The organism is Jannaschia seohaensis (genome assembly GCF_900116765.1).
In the GTDB taxonomy this organism is placed as follows: domain Bacteria; phylum Pseudomonadota; class Alphaproteobacteria; order Rhodobacterales; family Rhodobacteraceae; genus Jannaschia; species Jannaschia seohaensis.
Map to the genome: position 1 here is coordinate 117,430 of NZ_UETC01000004.1, position 15,872 is coordinate 133,301.

At 65.8% G+C, this 15,872-nt stretch carries 13 protein-coding genes and 2 tRNA genes; 6 read left to right on the forward strand and 9 right to left on the reverse strand.

The features are described from left to right. Positions 1-156 precede the first annotated feature (156 nt). Both DTQ71_RS10850 and DTQ71_RS10855 read left to right on the forward strand, forming a co-directional pair. Positions 157-233 (forward strand) — tRNA-Pro (locus DTQ71_RS10850). Positions 234-646: 413 nt separating this feature from the next. Further along, complete coding sequence (locus DTQ71_RS10855; protein WP_109564318.1) at positions 647-4,309, forward strand: vitamin B12-dependent ribonucleotide reductase; 3,663 nt, start codon at positions 647-649, stop codon at positions 4,307-4,309. A gap of 197 nt (positions 4,310-4,506) precedes the next feature. Here the strand turns inward: DTQ71_RS10855 and DTQ71_RS10860 are convergent, their stop codons facing one another. Both DTQ71_RS10860 and DTQ71_RS23490 read right to left on the reverse strand, forming a co-directional pair. Beyond that, complete coding sequence (locus DTQ71_RS10860) at positions 4,507-4,755, reverse strand: hypothetical protein (RefSeq protein ID WP_109564319.1); 249 nt, start codon at positions 4,753-4,755, stop codon at positions 4,507-4,509. Between the two features lie 1,132 nt (positions 4,756-5,887). Next, positions 5,888-6,049, reverse strand: a complete 162-nt coding sequence (locus tag DTQ71_RS23490) for a hypothetical protein (RefSeq protein ID WP_170125399.1) — start codon at positions 6,047-6,049, stop codon at positions 5,888-5,890. Positions 6,050-6,190: 141 nt separating this feature from the next. Between DTQ71_RS23490 and DTQ71_RS10875 the strand changes: the two genes are divergently transcribed. The 3 genes from DTQ71_RS10875 (at position 6,191) to DTQ71_RS10885 (ending at position 9,736) form a co-directional block, all read left to right on the forward strand. Continuing rightward, positions 6,191-8,026: a calcium-binding protein gene (locus DTQ71_RS10875; RefSeq protein ID WP_109564322.1), complete on the forward strand. Its 1,836-nt coding sequence runs from the start codon at positions 6,191-6,193 to the stop codon at positions 8,024-8,026. A gap of 1,036 nt (positions 8,027-9,062) precedes the next feature. Further along, a complete protein-coding gene (locus tag DTQ71_RS10880; RefSeq protein ID WP_245947428.1) occupies positions 9,063-9,305 on the forward strand; it encodes a hypothetical protein in 243 nt (80 codons plus the stop codon). A 134-nt stretch (positions 9,306-9,439) separates the two neighbouring features. Beyond that, complete coding sequence (locus DTQ71_RS10885; protein WP_245947471.1) at positions 9,440-9,736, forward strand: HK97 family phage prohead protease; 297 nt, start codon at positions 9,440-9,442, stop codon at positions 9,734-9,736. Here DTQ71_RS10885 and DTQ71_RS23155 read toward each other — a convergent pair. From DTQ71_RS23155 to DTQ71_RS10890, 3 genes are all read right to left on the reverse strand, one after another. After that, complete coding sequence (locus tag DTQ71_RS23155) at positions 9,687-10,214, reverse strand: GIY-YIG nuclease family protein (RefSeq protein WP_146204839.1); 528 nt, start codon at positions 10,212-10,214, stop codon at positions 9,687-9,689. The genes DTQ71_RS10885 and DTQ71_RS23155 overlap by 50 nt on opposite strands. Before the next feature lie 458 nt (positions 10,215-10,672). Continuing rightward, on the reverse strand, positions 10,673-10,927 hold the full coding sequence (locus tag DTQ71_RS23160; protein ID WP_146204840.1) for a hypothetical protein: 255 nt from the start codon (positions 10,925-10,927) through the stop codon (positions 10,673-10,675). A gap of 195 nt (positions 10,928-11,122) precedes the next feature. After that, positions 11,123-11,196, reverse strand: a tRNA-Cys gene (locus tag DTQ71_RS10890). A 164-nt stretch (positions 11,197-11,360) separates the two neighbouring features. On the opposite strand from DTQ71_RS10890, the gene DTQ71_RS10895 reads away from it, so the two are divergent. Beyond that, the gene (locus DTQ71_RS10895) at positions 11,361-12,527 is read left to right on the forward strand and encodes a CaiB/BaiF CoA transferase family protein (RefSeq protein ID WP_109564324.1); all 1,167 of its coding nucleotides are present in this window, start codon (positions 11,361-11,363) and stop codon (positions 12,525-12,527) included. Between the two features lie 86 nt (positions 12,528-12,613). On the opposite strand, the gene DTQ71_RS10900 is transcribed toward DTQ71_RS10895, so the two are convergent. The 4 genes from DTQ71_RS10900 to DTQ71_RS10915 are packed head-to-tail and all read right to left on the reverse strand — an operon-like array spanning position 12,614 to position 15,871. Continuing rightward, positions 12,614-13,201, reverse strand: a complete 588-nt coding sequence (locus DTQ71_RS10900) for a LysE family translocator (protein ID WP_109564325.1) — start codon at positions 13,199-13,201, stop codon at positions 12,614-12,616. Further along, positions 13,198-14,097 (reverse strand): DMT family transporter, encoded by a 900-nt coding sequence (locus tag DTQ71_RS10905; RefSeq protein WP_245947430.1) that lies wholly within the window; start codon positions 14,095-14,097, stop codon positions 13,198-13,200. The genes DTQ71_RS10900 and DTQ71_RS10905 overlap by 4 nt, the downstream gene beginning before the upstream one ends. Further along, positions 14,098-14,985, reverse strand: coding sequence for an NAD(P)-dependent oxidoreductase (locus DTQ71_RS10910; protein WP_109564326.1), 888 nt, complete (start codon positions 14,983-14,985; stop codon positions 14,098-14,100). A 1-nt stretch (position 14,986) separates the two neighbouring features. After that, complete coding sequence (locus tag DTQ71_RS10915) at positions 14,987-15,871, reverse strand: phytanoyl-CoA dioxygenase family protein (protein WP_109564327.1); 885 nt, start codon at positions 15,869-15,871, stop codon at positions 14,987-14,989. Position 15,872 lies beyond the last annotated feature (1 nt).

Consider the following 15,872-nt stretch of genomic DNA (forward strand, 5'->3'; position numbering starts at 1 on the left):
GGCCCGCCTCGTCTGTCGGGCGGCCGCAGCGGCGACCCGCGCCTGTGCGCGGGCCAGAACCAGCGGGGCGAAATTCGACGGATGCGCAACGGCGCGCCTGCGCGTCGCTCTGAGGCTTCCCCCGCCCCCGCGAGGATGGTAGGCGGGCGTCACGGTCGGGGTGTGGCGCAGTCTGGTAGCGCACCTGTTTTGGGTACAGGGGGTCGTGAGTTCGAATCTCGCCGCCCCGACCATCTTCTCCGCACCGTCACCTTCCATTCCCCTTTGACGTGACGTCGCTGCAACGGGGTGCTCACAGGTGCGGCCGGACGCGGCGTCAGTTTCGCGCCATCTTCCTGCCATCTTTCCGACACTTATTCGGAGCGCCGGAGCGGGGGGGGCGGGCGCGCGTTCCTCGGCTGCGATTCCCCCAAATCGTTCCCCCGACTTCTCCACATGATTCTTCGCGCGAATCGTTGACCACTCTCCAATTCGCCCTCTAGTTTGTGTCCGTGCTGGCGCCCCACACTAAATCTAGCGTCGGCGAGAGCAGAAGTTCGGTGCAGTCCAAGCAGCTCCGCAAGAGAGCGCGGTACGGGGAGGGCGACCTCCGCGGCCGGGGACAGCGTGCCACCGGCCACCGAGTGATATATTGGGGAGACGATAGATGCGGCTCGAACGCAAGCTCACGACCGAGGGACAGGACGCCTACGCGGCGCTCGACTTCGCTACCACCACCTCCGAGATCCGCAATCCCGACGGGACCGTCGTGTTCAAGCTCGACGCGGTCGAGGTGCCCACGGGCTGGAGCCAGGTCGCGTCCGACATCATCGCGCAGAAATATTTCCGTAAGGCGGGCGTCCCCACGCGCCTCAAGCGCGTCAAGGAAAAGGGCGTCCCCGAGTTCCTCTGGCGCTCCGTCCCCGACGAGGAGGCGCTGGCCGAGCTGCCCGAAGACCAGCGCTACGGGGGTGAGACCTCGTCCAAGCAGGTCTTCGACCGTCTGGCTGGCGCCTGGGCCTATTGGGGCTGGAAGGGCGGCTACTTCACCACCGAGGCCGATGCGCGGACCTATTTCGACGAGATGCGCATGATGCTGGCCCGCCAAATGGGTGCGCCGAACTCCCCGCAATGGTTCAACACCGGCTTGCACTGGGCCTATGGCATCGACGGACCGGCGCAGGGCCACCACTATGTCGACCCCAAGACCGGCAAGCTGACCCGCTCCAAGTCGAGCTACGAGCATCCGCAGCCCCATGCCTGCTTCATCCAGTCCGTCGCCGACGATCTGGTGAACGATGGCGGCATCATGGATCTCTGGGTCCGGGAGGCGCGGCTGTTCAAGTATGGCTCCGGCACCGGGACCAACTTCAGCCACCTGCGCGGCGAGGGCGAGCCGCTGTCCGGCGGCGGCAAATCCTCGGGCCTGATGGGTTTCCTCAAGATCGGCGACCGCGCGGCGGGCGCGATCAAGTCGGGCGGCACCACGCGGCGCGCGGCCAAGATGGTCATCGTCGACATGGACCACCCGGATATCGAGGCCTTCATCGACTGGAAGGTCGTCGAGGAGCAGAAGGTCGCCGCGCTGGTCGCCGGCTCCAAGGCGACGCAGGCTAAGCTGAACGAGGTGATGGCCGCCGTGACCGCCTGGGACGGCAGCATGGACGATGCCGTAGACCCGGCGAAGAACGCGGGTCTCAAGTCTGCGATCCGCAGCGCCAAAAAGGCCATGGTGCCAGAGGCCTACGTCATGCGCGTGCTGCAATATGCGCGGCAGGGCTATGAGTCGATCGAGTTCCCGACCTATGACACCGACTGGGACTCCAAGGCCTACGAGACCGTCGCGGGGCAGAACTCCAACAACTCCGTGCGCGTGACCAACGCCTTCCTGCACGCCGTCGAGAAGGACGCCGACTGGGAGCTGACCAACCGCACCAACGGCAAGGTCGCCAAGACCGTCAAGGCCCGCGATCTGTGGGAGAAGGTCGGCCACGCCGCCTGGGCCTGCGCGGATCCGGGCATCCAGTTCCACGACACGGTCAACGACTGGCACACCTGCCCCGAGGACGGGCCGATCCGCGGCTCGAACCCGTGCTCGGAATACATGTTCCTGGACGACACGGCCTGTAACCTAGCCTCCATGAACCTGCTGAAGTTCCTCAAGGACGACGGCACGTTCGACGCCGATCTCTATGTCCACGCCTCGCGCCTCTGGACGATCACGCTGGAGATCAGCGTCGCCATGGCGCAGTTCCCCTCGAAGGAGATCGCGCAGCGCAGCTACGATTTCCGCACGCTGGGCCTGGGCTACGCCAATATCGGCGGCCTGCTGATGAACCTCGGCTACGGCTACGATAGCCGCGAGGGCCGGGCGCTTTGCGGTGCGTTGACGGCGGTGATGACCGGCACCTCCTACGCGACTTCGGCCGAGATGGCCGGAGAGCTGGGGCCGTTCCCGGGCTACGCGAAGAACGCCGAGCACATGGCTCGCGTGATCCGCAACCACCGGACCGCGGCCAGGGGCCAGACCGAGGGCTACGAGAAGCTCGCGGTGAAGCCCGTCGCGCTCGATATCGAAGGCTGCCCCGACCGCGCGCTGACCGACCTGGCCGCGAAGGTCTGGGACGACGCCGTCGCGCTGGGCGAGAAGCACGGCTTCCGCAACGCCCAGGCCACCGTGATCGCGCCGACCGGCACGATCGGTCTGGTGATGGATTGCGACACCACCGGGATCGAGCCGGACTTCGCCCTGGTGAAGTTCAAGAAGCTGGCCGGCGGCGGCTACTTCAAAATCATCAACCAGTCGGTTCCGGCCGCCCTGCGCACGCTCGGCTATCGCGAGAGCGAGATCGGCGAGATCGTGTCCTATGCCGTGGGCCACGGCTCCCTCGGGCAGGCGCCGGGGATCAACCACACCTCGCTGATCGGCCATGGCTTCGGCAAGGCGGAGATCGAGAAGATTGAGGCGGCGCTGCCCTCGGCCTTCGACATCCGCTTCGTCTTCAATCAGTGGACGCTGGGTGAGGACTTCCTGACCGGCACGCTGGGCGTTCCGGCGGCCAAGCTGGCCGACCCGTCCTTCGACCTGCTGCGTCACCTGGGCTTCAGCAAGGCCGAGATCGAGGCGGCGAACGACCATGTTTGCGGGACGATGACGCTGGAAGGCGCGCCGGGGCTCAAGGACGAGCACCTGCCGATCTTCGACTGCGCCAACCCCTGCGGCAAGAAGGGCAAGCGGTTCCTGTCGGTCGACAGCCACATCCACATGATGGCCGCGGCGCAGAGCTTCATCTCGGGCGCGATCTCCAAGACGATCAACATGCCCAACTCGGCCACGATCGAGGACTGCCAGAAGGCCTATGAGCTGTCCTGGTCCCTCGGCGTGAAGGCCAACGCGCTCTATCGCGACGGCTCCAAGCTGTCGCAACCGTTGGCCGCGAGCCTGGTCGAGGACGATGACGAGGCCGCTGAGGTGCTGGAGGCGGGCACGCCCGCGCAAAAGGCCGAGGTGCTGGCCGAGAAGGTGATCGAGAAGATCGTCGTCAAGGAGGTCGCCCGCGGCCGCTCCAAGATGCCGGAGCGCCGCAAGGGCTATACACAGAAGGCGGTGGTCGGCGGCCACAAGGTCTATCTGCGGACCGGCGAATACGCCAATGGCGAGCTGGGCGAGATCTTCATCGACATGCACAAGGAAGGCGCCGGCTTCCGCGCGATGATGAACAACTTCGCCATCGCCGTCTCGGTCGGCCTGCAATACGGTGTGCCGCTGGAGGAGTTCGTGGACGCCTTCACCTTCACCAAGTTCGAACCCGCGGGGATGGTGCAGGGCAACGACTCGATCAAGAACGCGACCTCGGTGCTCGACTACATCTTCCGCGAACTGGCCGTGTCCTATCTCGACCGGGAGGATCTGGCCCATGTGAAGCCGCAGGGCGAGACCTTCGACTCGATCGGCGAGGCGCAGGCGGCCAGGGGCGAGGACGGCAATATCGCTCCGGTGGGCGCTTCGGCGACCAAATCGCTGGAGGTCATCAAGTCGGTCACGTCCTCGGGCTATCTGCGCAAGCGCCTGCCCAAGGATCTGGTCGCTCTGCGCGGCGGGGCGGACCGGGTGGCGGCCCAAATCGCCGACGCGGGCGGCGCGGTCGCTGTGGCGACGCCGGAAGGGTCCGCCGCCATTGCGGTGGCGCCCAAGATGGACGCCCGCGCCAAGGCCAAGATGCAGGGCTACGAGGGCGAGGCCTGCGGCGAGTGCGGCAACTACACGCTGGTCCGCAACGGAACCTGCATGAAGTGCAACACCTGCGGCTCGACCTCTGGCTGTAGCTGATCGAACCAGGGTGGGGCGGGATCCTGGCGGATCCCGCCCCACTGCCATCAGGGGGACGCGTTAGCCGGACGCCCGCCCAGAAAAGCAGTACATCGTCCTGGTCGGTCCGCCCGCCGCCTTCGAGCACGACGATCAGGGCGAGCGGATCCCGCCCATATCGAAGAGATCGACGCCCGGACTGCCGGGACGCCTCTAGGTCAGAACAATGGCGCCCCGACAGGGCTGGTACCGGCGGCTCGGAAATCCAGAAAGACGGCTTCGGTGAACGCGGCGCTGCCGCCATTCTCGACCCCATGCAGGATCACGTTATGGGCCGTCACCCTGTCGTCGGCGCGCTGCGTCAGAGACATCGGGGTGAACCGATCCGTGAATGGCCCGTCCGGTTCGGCGGGATCGCCAGTTTCCGAGCGGAAAGTGAAGGCAGGGCCGACGAAATCACCGTTCATGCCCGATAATTCATAGGGTCATGCGGAATCAAAAGGTTCGGACCCTCCCACCTTCGCAGAAGGCAGTTTCGCTTGGCCCTCCTGTTGGGGGGGCAAAGCGACCGACGAATGGTGCAGGCCGCTCCGTCTCGGCACGGCAACGCCCGCTATCGCCAATCGCCGCCACACGTGCGGCCATGACCTCTCTGGCGTCCTTTATGAGGGGGACGAAACGGGCGGCATTGTCCGACTTGCCGGCGCGAAGGTAGAACGCCGATCCGTCCTCGGCCACGTCGGCGGCCTTCAGCAACAGCAGTTCGTTGATTCAGACGCCGGTCGCTAGGGAGAGACGGAAGGCGTCCCCGCCTCTGGTGCCGCGCTGGGTCGCCTTGAGGGGCTGGCGGCAGTCGTCCGCCTTGAAGGCTTCCCGCTCCGGCTTGTCGGACTTCTTGCCGCGAGGGACAGAACGCCCGAAGTCCCAAGGGTTCGCTTTGTACGAGGCTGCAGTCACTCTGCGCTCGAAGATCGCCCAGTCCCAGAGAGGGCGGAGCATCGTGATATACTTATCCGCCGTTCGGGCCGACATGGGCCGCTTCGTCTGCTTTGAGATGACCGACGGGAGGTACGCCCGTCAGCACAAGCCACTCTGACCGGTCTCGACGCTGTGACTTCTGACTTGGCTGGGCCTCTGCCACCACAAGGCAAACTCCCGCCTCCGGGAGACGCTCGGGCACGCGACGGTCAACCGCGGGGGCAGCCAACCGAAGCGCTTCGTCGCGTTGGGCCGGACCGAGAGTCCGATCCGGAACGCGACCCATCCATCACCGACTAGCGACCGATGCCACGCGGATCATTCGGAGCCGCAGACGCTCTCTTGCCGCTCAAGGGCTTGCTCCATCAGTGCGATCTGTGCGCGACACTCGCTCCTTGCGGCTGTGCCATCTTCGAGGCAGGGGCCGGTCGCCGCTAGAACCTCTCGTGTGACTCTCCGGACCGCCTCGCAGTCTTCGCTGCGAAGCTGCTCGCGGGCTTGCTCGCGCCTTTCGTCGTCCCAAACAGCATTGGATGCTCCGTCACCATCCTGGTCGCGGGTCTGGTCCCGATCGCGATCCTGAGCCTTGTCGTCCTGCCGATCGCGGTCCTGGTCACGGTCCTAGTCACGGTCTTGCAGCTGCGCGACCTCCATCGTGGCCTCATCCGCAGACAACGCACCGACCTGCCATGCGGTCGCCACCACGACCACCGCGACGCCGATGAGACCGCTTCGCACCATCGACTTGCCGGATATGCTCCCGGGGTATCCTCGTGCCTCCATTTCCTCCGCTCCTCCCTTGCAAGTGGAGCCAAAGCTAGATCCTCTCGATGCGCTGGCATTGACGTCCGTCAATGATGGCGGGCGGCATCTACATAGACTCGCGACACGGCAATTTTGCATGTTAGCGAGGAGGCGAGTGAAATGCCCCATCAGAATGGCAAACCCGATTTTACTGGAGGAAACCCCGGACTGAACCCGGGGCGTGGCGGTGGCGGCAAGCCCGACGGCGCCGGGAACAAGAAGGGCGATCTCTTCGGCGATCAGCTCGTCCTTTACCGTGACCTCGATCCGAGCGATGGCGGCGGCAATGGTGAGCCGATGCTCGACGGCAACGGCCAACTGATCCCGGTCGGCTACGACCCGACGTTCACGCTTGGCGGCGCCGACGGCCTCTTCCCAATCTATTTCGAGGCCGACGCGGAAGGCGACTACGAAATCCCGGCCGATCTTCTGCCTTATGTTCAGGAAGTGGAACTGGAGCGCGCCAACGTGGCCCGCGCGCCGGCCAAGGTGCAGGAGAAAGCGCTGAACGCGGCGCTGGAGAAGATCCTGAACGCCGATGTGATCAAAACCGACCCGGCCGGGCGAATCATGTACAGCAACGACGGCGGTGCCACCTTCGGCACAATCGACGCGCCGCTCGAGAACCTAGCGCTCTATCAATACCTGATGACGAACCCGGACGGGACGGTCGGCGCTTGGCCCGACGTCGCCGGAAACTGGGATCCCGTGTTCCAGGCCCTGCTGGGCGATGAGGTCGAGACCGACGGCTACACCGACCCCGACTGGGATCCCTCGGCGCTGATCGGCGCCGCGTGGAGCAAGGAGGGCAAGATCACCCTCGATGCGCTGATCTATGAAAACACCACGCTCGGGGTGAACAAGGTCACCGGCTCCGGCGCGACGCTGAACATCACCTATTTCGACTTCAGCGATCCCGAGGGCGAACTCTACGACTACGATCGCGCGGCGACCTACAGCGACACCTGGCTGCGCTGGATCGAGATCGAGGACGGCGCGCCCGTCTTCAAGTACGGCACGGCCTACGATGCCGTGTTCGGCGAGACGCCGTGGCAGGACGAGTATCTCCTGCTCGACGACAACGAGACGCCCGGGGATACCTCCGACGACGAATTTGTCCTGGCGGGGGCGCCCAATTCCGGTGTCAACGACTTCACAGCGGCAGCCGACGACAGCCGGGCGGTGATCCAGTTCATCCACAATGTGCAGGCGGTCGAGGTCGATGTGAGCGAGGTCCCGCCCGAGTTCCTGCCTTCGCCGACGCCTCTTCCGCTGAATGCGTCCGTCGTCGCCCCGTTTGACGACAATGATGACGACCATGGTGACGACCATGGCGACGGCCACGATCACGAGCCCCAAATCGTCATGGGCACCAACAAGTCGGACGTCATCGAGACCGGCGGCGGCGGACAGAAGATCTATGGCCTGAACGGAAGCGACGTGATCCATGCGGGCGGCGGCGCGGATGAAGTCCATGGCGGCAATGGGCGCGACCAGTTGTTCGGCCAGGGTGGACCCGACAAGCTCTATGGCGGCAACGGAGCCGACCTTCTGGTTGGCGGGGGCGGGCCCGACCTCCTGGTGGGCGGTAATGGCGCCGACATCCTCGTCGGCGGCCGCGGGATGGACACGCTGACCGGCGGCAACGGACCGGACGTCTTCGTCTACAAGGCCGCGCAGGATGTGCCCGGCCATGGCGAGTGCGAAGGCGGACGCCGGGAGACGATCACCGACTTCGATGCAGCCAACGACAGGTTCCACTTCCGCAAGCTGGATCTCGAAGGCTTCTCCGATGTCGCGGAGGCGTATCACGTCTGGGCCGAACAGGTCGGTGGGGACACCGTTCTCTACGTCGACACAGACGGCAATATGGCCGGTGAACACCCCGCGGAGATGGGCATTCTGCTCTTGGGCGTGGATGCTGGCGACCTGTCAGACGCCAATTTCATGTTCTGATCCATCAGACGGGACGTTCCGCGACTGCGGAGCGTCCCGACATGGGCGGGTTTGGCAGGATCGAGCCCGCATAGAACAAAGTGCCCCGCCCGGACCGCGGCAGGTGCCCGGGTTCCGACCTGCCGCGGTCCGGTTGTGCCGAGGGCATCCAGCCAACGGACCAGGAGGTGGCGGCAGAAGGCAGCTGCGGAGGATGAACGAGAGCCGTCGCATGGAGCCGCCATGCTCACGCCTCTGCGCCCAAGCCACGACTGCTCATGCCGCCGCCGGGACGAAGTTCTACAGCGGTCCAAGGTGCTGCCCGAGGTTACTCGGCATCCGCCCGGCGCCACTCGGGCAGGGAATCGCCGCACCATGCGCAAGACCAACTCCCCGCCTTCACGCGGCGCAGGATCGCCGTCGCGCGCTGGGCACGATGGCGGGCCTTCCCGTCCCATCCGTAAGGGACGAACGATGCGAAGAGGCGACCGTCGTAACGCTCGATCCATACAGCATCGGGGGCAGGGCCAAGCATGGGGAGTCAGCTCCTAGAATTGCAGGCGTGCAAGGGGATGACCCGGGAATGAACCCCGAAATAGATGGGGAGGGGAAGCCGCGGCATTTCTTCGGATCGTCCAGAACGGCACGGATATTCTGCCGGATCGCGTTGACCTCGTTGCCACCGGGCCGCCGCCATCATCTCAACATAGGTCGCCATTGGTTTCGCCTTTGCCTGCCTGCCAATGGCCTGATGGTATCATGCTACCCCAAGCAAGGCACCTGCGTTCAGGTGCCGGGCTATCTCTGAAAGCAGTGAAAGGCCCCTTTCCTGAAGGCAGGAAAGCGCCTGTATCGGTGCCTTGCACTGAAAGGCACGCGGATCGCGCGTCAGAACCATAGGTAACCCTCCGGCTCTGGGGGGTAGGGCACGGCGGCCTGCACCGGTCCGCCAGGCGCTCCACACGGCCCGCCAAGACACGCCCTCGACCGCGAGCGACAACAGGCACGCCAACGGCCCGCAAGGCGTCCCAGGCGGCGGCTCCGGGCTTGGGGTAGGGTGCGGGGGCCTGCCGCACCGTCCGGGACGCCCGAGGCGACTCAAGCGCTGCTGACCACCACGGCGGGCGGCGTGGCCCCGATCTTCATCGGCGCGTGGGGCGCGGTGGACATGATCCGCGACCCGTTCAGCGATGCGCAGTCCGGTGGCCTTCGGATCACCGCCCTCGCCACGATGGACGTAACGGTGGCGCGCCCGGCCCAGCTCGAGCTGCTGACCGGTCTCGAACTGGCGGCGGCGTAATGCTCTGGGGCGCACATGTCGGCAGCCTGGAGCTGCGCACCGAAGGCGGGGAAACCCGCCTTCGGGCAACCTTCCCCTATGGCCGGGAAACCGTGTTGGCCGAGCGCCTCGGCATGGTCCGTGAGCGTCGTGAGATGATCGCAGCTCGTGCCTTCGCGGATCGGATCGAGCGCGGCGAGGACGTGCACTTTCTGTCCGGCCATGACTTTAACAAGCCGCTGGCCTCGCGGTCGGCCGGCACCCTGAGCCTGACGGACTCGAATGACGCGCTGACGGTCGAGGCGACCAAGGGCGGGGAGCGGAGGTCCGCTGCACCATGCACCCATGCACGGACGTCCGGTTTGGGCAGTGCGAGCTTTTCGGAAGCAGTCCCTCATCTTCTCAGCGGGTGGTTTTGGCCTCGGCTTTACATGCGTTGCGCAGGTCCATGATGTGCCGCTTCTGCGGGTTGGCCCAACCTGTCAGATTCAGCGGCGGCTGCATCACCCTAATGGTCTCCTTCTCGACCCGGTGCAGATCGACCTCTAACTCTACAGTCGCGTAGTCCAGATTCCTTACCATCCAGTTGGACAGCCGGTGTTCCCCGTCCCCCGCAAACGCAAAGTTCGTGAAGTTGCTCTCCGATGGTCCCGGGGCGCGGGGAACCGCCTGCAGGTTCAGCTCCACTTTCAGGATCGCGCCGAGAGAGCGGCGAGGGGAATGGAAGCCGCTACTCTTCGGAAGAAAATGGTTTCGATTGCCCAGACTTTCCCCAGTCTGGCCGATGTAGATGATTTCGGTGTCCGGAATGGTCATGCCCGGAAGGCAATCCCGTCTTTTGGCGAAGATTCCGTAAAGCCCCGCCTTTTGGGATGAGACGACGTCGGTAATGGGCCGTCGCCCGATCAGCAGGGCTTCTGCGATGTCCATGACACCTCCTCGAAATTGAATACTTGGGACCGAACTTTGCCACGCGGTGCACGAGCGTCCCCTCTCGCCTTAAACTAGAAGATCGCTGATGTAGCGGCTACATAGGCTTGCGCTGTAGTCGCGGTCGTTCGGGCTCGACGCTCATCTGCGGCAGCGCGGTATGAGGGGCATCGTGGCCGCCAGGCCTGGAAGACGCGCACGGCCCTGAGCCGATGTTCGACAGCGCGACTTCATGTGCGTCGCGGCTTCTCCGAAGCGGTCATTCGGATGCGGACGCAGCACGCCCGTGGTTATGGAGGTCCGCTCTGCGGACAAAGCCAAAACTGGCTGGATGTCCGCCTTCTGAAAACCCCCGTTGAGAGCAATTTCTGCACGGTCTAAGCCCTTGAAAAAGTGAAAAAACGCCAGTGTGTGAAAGTCACCCGATTTGTGCGTTTTTTTTGGTAGGTCCGAGATAATCATGCTGGAAAGCGAACATCGCGCCCATAATCGAGGCTGCCCGCCCTGCAAAGCGCGCGCAGTCCCCGCTCCAGATCAACGGTACTAATATTGGCGCTGACCCACCAACCCGATCTCGCCTGCAGGGCCGGGAGGTCGGTTCGCCCGCCATGGATGTCCTCGCGCGCATTGGCGACATAGCGACGGACATTGGCCTTCATCGCTGAGAGCTGTTGGATCACCGCCGGGTCGAGATGGTGGACGGCATCGACCACGTAGCGATGACCTGATCGCCGCCGTGACGGGCCAGAGCCCGGCCATGGTCCTGAACTACACGAAGAAGGTTCGTCAGCGTCTCCGGGCCATTCAGGCCCAGCGAAAACGAACAGAACAAAAGCAGAAAGTTTAGACGGTTGCTTAGACTTTCAAACGCCGCCGTGTCGCTAAATCGCTAACCGATTGAAAGTGGATGGAGGCGAGTACCGGAATCGAACCGGTGTACACGGATTTGCAATCCGCTGCGTAACCACTCCGCCAACTCGCCGCAGGCCCGTGTCGTCTAGGCCTTGCCGGGGCAGGGTGCAAGGCCAAACGGTGCGGCTGGACGCGGGCCCCGGGGCCGCCTACCGTCGGCCGCATGATCGGTCGAGACAATCCTGGGAGCCCCGCCATCGCCGCACCGGCCCTCGGTCAACGGCACCCGCGCTGATGCGACCGCTCGAGGGTATCACTGTGCTCGCGCTCGAGCATGCGGTCGCCGCGCCTTACTGCACGCGGCAATTGGCCGACCGGGGCGCGCGGGTCATCAAGCTGGAGCGCCCCGGGACCGGCGATTTCGCGCGCGGCTACGACCGGAGGGCGCGGGGCCTCAGCAGTCATTTCGTCTGGACCAATCGCGGCAAGGAAAGCCTCGCGCTGGACCTCAAACACCCGGAAGCCGCGCGCGTGCTCACCCGCCTCGTCGAGAAGGCGGACGTGATCGTCCAGAACCTCGCCCCCGGGGCCGCCGCGCGGCTGGGGCTGTCATGGGAGACGCTCCACGCGCGCCATCCGGGGCTGATCCTCTGCGACATTTCCGGTTACGGGCCTGAGAGCGAGCGCAAGGCCTATGACCTGCTGGTGCAGGCGGAGGCCGGTCTGCTCTCGATCACGGGCACGCCGGAGGTGCCCTCCAAGGCGGGCATCTCCGCGGCCGATATCGCCGCGGGCAGCTTCGCGCTCCAAGCCATCCTGACCGCTCTGATCCAGAAGGGGCGGACGGGGGAGGGGGCGCATCTCGAGATCTCGATGCTGCACGCGCTGGCCGAATGGATGGGCTATCCGATGTATTACGCGCTCGACGGCGCGCCGCCGCCGGCGCGGGCGGGCGCGGCGCATCCGACGATCTTTCCCTATGGCCCGTTTCGCGCCGCCGATGGGGAGGTGATCCTCGGCCTGCAGAATGACCGGGAATGGCGGAATTTCTGCGCGACCGTTCTGCGCCGTCCAGACTTGGCGGACGATCCGCGCTTCGACGGAAACGCGGCCCGGGCCGAGAATGCCGGCGCGCTGCGCGCCGAGATCGAAGCGGTCTTCGCAGCCTTCCCCTGCGTCGAGGTCATGGCCCGGCTCGACGCGGCGGGCATCGGCAACGCGCGGCTCAACGAGATGGCCGATCTCTGGGCGCATCCCGCGCTTGCGGGACTCTGGAGCGAGATCGCGTCCCCGGCGGGCCCGCTGCCCGCCCTGCGCCCGCCCGGCCTGCCGCACCCGGCGATGGGGGCGGTCCCCGCGCTGGGCCAGCACTCCCGTGCGATCCTCGAGGAATGCGGCACGCCCGAACCCGTGATTGCCGACCTCGCTCGAAGCGGCGCCGTCACCTTCGGCGAGGAATGATCCTGCGTCCTTCTTCTGGCCGGAAATACTCTGGGGGGAGCCGAAGGCGGGGGGCAAAGCCCCCCTCCGCACGCGCCGCATGCGCTTCAGATCAGGCTGGCCAGAGCCAGCCCGACTACGACCAGCATCGATCCGGCCATCGCGATATTGATCATGCGCTGCGTCCGCTCCGCCAGATCGAGCGAGCGCAGCCAGACGCCCAGCCCCAGCCACAGGAAATGCAGCGGCAGCCAGATCGCGTTCATGATCAGCAGCTTGACCACCGGCTCCGCGACCGGCCCGAGACCGATGGCGAAGCCCGAGAACATGACTGTGTTGACCGCATAGGCCTTGGGGTTCACCGCCTGCAAGGCCAGCCCGTCGCGGATGCCCGGCTTGTGCTGGGCCTCGATGAAGGCGATCCGGCTGCCCGCGGTGGCGATGCGGAACGCGAGATAGAGCAGATATCCGGTCGACAGCACGAACAGCACCGTCCGAATACGGGGATCGGCCAGGACCACCGCCGCCACGCCCGAAATCACCGCCAGCGCCACGATATTGGTGCCGATGCATAGCCCGATCACATAGCGCACGCCCGCGCGGCCGCCGAAGGCCGCGCCGACCCCGGCGGTGGACAGAACGCCAGGACCGGGCGTCACGATCAGGAAGAAGACGGCGGCGGCGAAGGCGATCATCGCCGCTCCCTCCACCAGATCACGAGGCCCGCGACCGCGATGATCGCCGCGCCGAGGATGGTCATCGCGTCAGGCGTCGTGCCGAAGACGAGGAAACTCAAGACGGCGAGATAGATCAGGAAAGAGTAGCTGAATGGCATCAGCACGCTGGCCGGGGCATAGCCATGGGCCGCGCTGAAGAAATGGTGTCCCGCCCAGGCCGAGACGCCGATCCCGACCATCAGCACCCAATCCAGCGGGGTGGCCGGCGCTTCCCACAGAAACCACGCCGCCGGGGCCAGGCTGATCGTGCCGACCAGCCCGGCATAGAGTTGCATCGTGCGCGGGGCGGCCACTCCTGCCAGGCGCCGCGTCAGGATGGAGAACACGGCCAGCGCCGTCGCAGCCGTCAGCGAGGCCAGCGCGGCCCAATGGAAGTCCGCGCCCCAAGGCCGCATCACCACCAGCACCCCGATAAAGCCCACAAGGATCGCGCCCCAACGCCACGGCCCCACCTGCTCGCCCAGCAGCGGCACCGAGAGCGCGCAGACGATGATCGGCGAGGAGAACATGATCGCCGCCACCAGCGTCAGGTCGAGATAGGTCAGGGCCACGAAATTGCTGATCGTGGAGACCATCAGCAGCGCGCCCCGGAACAGCATCACCGCCGCCAGCCGGGGCGGGGCGGTGAAGCCCGAATGGTCGCGCCCCATCATCGGGCCGGTCGACAGCACGAGGTGGACGCTGAAGCGCATGAAGGCCAACTGCAAGGCGGGCAGACCGGCCAGGGCGAGCCATTTCACCGAGGTGTCGGTGAAGGAGAACAGCAGATAGGCCAGCAGCATCAGGGCGATGCCGCGGCCCGGATTGTCCTCGCGCGCGACGGCGAGGTGGCTGACGGGGGCGGGGCTGGCCACTTATTTCCCGTATCGGCTCGCGTAGAAATCGACCATCTGCGGCACGAGGTCCTCGCCCCGGCCGTCCTCGATGGCGGCTTTCAGTCCCTTATCCGCGCAGGCCGACATGATGGACTCGACCCCCAGCCCCTCGGCCATGGAGCGGTAGTAGCCCACATCCTTCGATGCGTTCTTGATCGAGAAGGCGAGCATCTCGGCGTTGCCGTCGACGCCGTAGGCGGCGATGAACTCCATCATCCCGGACCGGAGCGGCCCGGCGCCCATCACGTCGAAGAGCTGCTTGCGGTCGACGCCCGCGAGGTCGGCCATGGCGAAGGCCTCGGACATGGCGTTGGCGGTGGTCATGGCGAAGAAGTTGTTGATCAGTTTGATCGTGTGCCCGTTGCCCAGGGCGCCCAGGTGAAAGACGTTCTCCCCCTGGTCGTCGAGAACGGGCTTCACCTTTTCATAGGCCGCCTTGTCGCCGGAGCACATGATGTTGAGCTTGCCTTCGCGCCCATGGCTCGGCGTGCGGCCCAGCGGCGCGTCCAGATAGGTGCCGCCCGCCGCCGCGACCTCCTCGCCCAGGGCTTTGGTCGAGCCGGGCAGCGAGGTGCCGTAGTCGATGACGATCGCGCCGTCCTTCAGCCCTGCGATCACGCCATCGGGTCCGCGCATCCGGCCTTCGACATGTTCGGAAGTGCCCATGCAGAGCATCACGATGTCGGAGGCCTCCGCCACCTCCCGCGCGGTCGCGGCTTCGGTGGCGCCGCGGGCGAGCGCGGCCTCGATGCCGGTCCGGTCGCGATGGCCCAGCACGGTCAGCGTGTAGCCCTTGTCGAGCAGGTTCTGCACCATGGCCGACCCCATGAGGCCCAGGCCGATGAATCCGATTGCGGGTTTGCTCATGTCATTGCTCCACTGTCTCGAAGGCCCGCGCCGTCAGGCCCTTCTGGATTTCGTAGATCGTCTTGCCGATGGGCGGGGCGGGCAGGGGGATGCGCACCGGGATGTCCGCGAGCCGGGGCTGGCGCGACCTGCCGCAGAGCATCCGGCTGTCGTAATCCTCCAGCGTCGAGAACTTCGTCATCGAGCCCATGATCGGCCAGGCATCGGCGGCCATCATCTCGTAGAACAGAATGCGACGCGCCCGGGTCGAGCGGTTCACCGCCGAGCCGTGGACGATCCGCCCATGGTGGATCGAGATCGACCCCGCCGGCCCCATCAGCGGCACCGCGTCGGCCATGTCGTAGCCGTCGCGCGCGAGGTCCATCGCTCCCACGAAATGCCCGTTCGCGTGGTGGTCGTGGATCGGCCCCCGGTGCGAGCCTGGAAAGACCATCAGCGGCCCGTTCTCCATCCCCATGTCGTCGAGCAGCACGCCCACCGCCAGCACGTCGTCGTTGGTGTGCGGGTAGAAGGCGAAATCCTGGTGCCACTCGACGGCGGCCCCGTGCCCGGCCTCCTTCATGTTGAGCTTGGTCGTGTGCAGCCGCAGGTCCGGCCCGATCAGGTCGCGCACCGGCGCCAGGATCGTGTCGGAGCGCATCAGGTCGGCCATCACCTGCGAATGGGTATGCGGCAGCTTGATCCGCCGCACGCGCGGCGCGTCCGGGCGGTGGCTGTCCTCCAGGTCCAGCTCGTCGGTGCCCTCGGTCAGCCCGCGCGCCTTGGCGGTATAGCGATCGACCTCGGCATGGAGCGCGGTCAGCTCCGCGGGCGAGAGACGGCTTTCGAGCACGAGGTATCCATCCGTCTCGAAGGCGTCTTTCTGGGCCTGGGTCAGAACGTCCATG

What these genes read in the sequence shown, in the direction of transcription:
- DTQ71_RS10855 (WP_109564318.1), top strand. Translation starts at nt 647, where the DNA reads ATGCGGCTCGAACGCAAGCTCACGACCGAGGGACAGGACGCCTACGCG.
- DTQ71_RS10860 (WP_109564319.1), bottom strand. Translation starts at nt 4,755, where the DNA reads ATGAACGGTGATTTCGTCGGCCCTGCCTTCACTTTCCGCTCGGAAACT.
- DTQ71_RS23490 (WP_170125399.1), bottom strand. Translation starts at nt 6,049, where the DNA reads ATGGAGGCACGAGGATACCCCGGGAGCATATCCGGCAAGTCGATGGTG.
- DTQ71_RS10875 (WP_109564322.1), top strand. Translation starts at nt 6,191, where the DNA reads ATGCCCCATCAGAATGGCAAACCCGATTTTACTGGAGGAAACCCCGGA.
- DTQ71_RS10885 (WP_245947471.1), top strand. Translation starts at nt 9,440, where the DNA reads ATGATCGCAGCTCGTGCCTTCGCGGATCGGATCGAGCGCGGCGAGGAC.
- DTQ71_RS23155 (WP_146204839.1), bottom strand. Translation starts at nt 10,214, where the DNA reads ATGGACATCGCAGAAGCCCTGCTGATCGGGCGACGGCCCATTACCGAC.
- DTQ71_RS10895 (WP_109564324.1), top strand. Translation starts at nt 11,361, where the DNA reads ATGCGACCGCTCGAGGGTATCACTGTGCTCGCGCTCGAGCATGCGGTC.
- DTQ71_RS10900 (WP_109564325.1), bottom strand. Translation starts at nt 13,201, where the DNA reads ATGATCGCCTTCGCCGCCGCCGTCTTCTTCCTGATCGTGACGCCCGGT.
- DTQ71_RS10910 (WP_109564326.1), bottom strand. Translation starts at nt 14,985, where the DNA reads ATGAGCAAACCCGCAATCGGATTCATCGGCCTGGGCCTCATGGGGTCG.
- DTQ71_RS10915 (WP_109564327.1), bottom strand. Translation starts at nt 15,871, where the DNA reads ATGGACGTTCTGACCCAGGCCCAGAAAGACGCCTTCGAGACGGATGGA.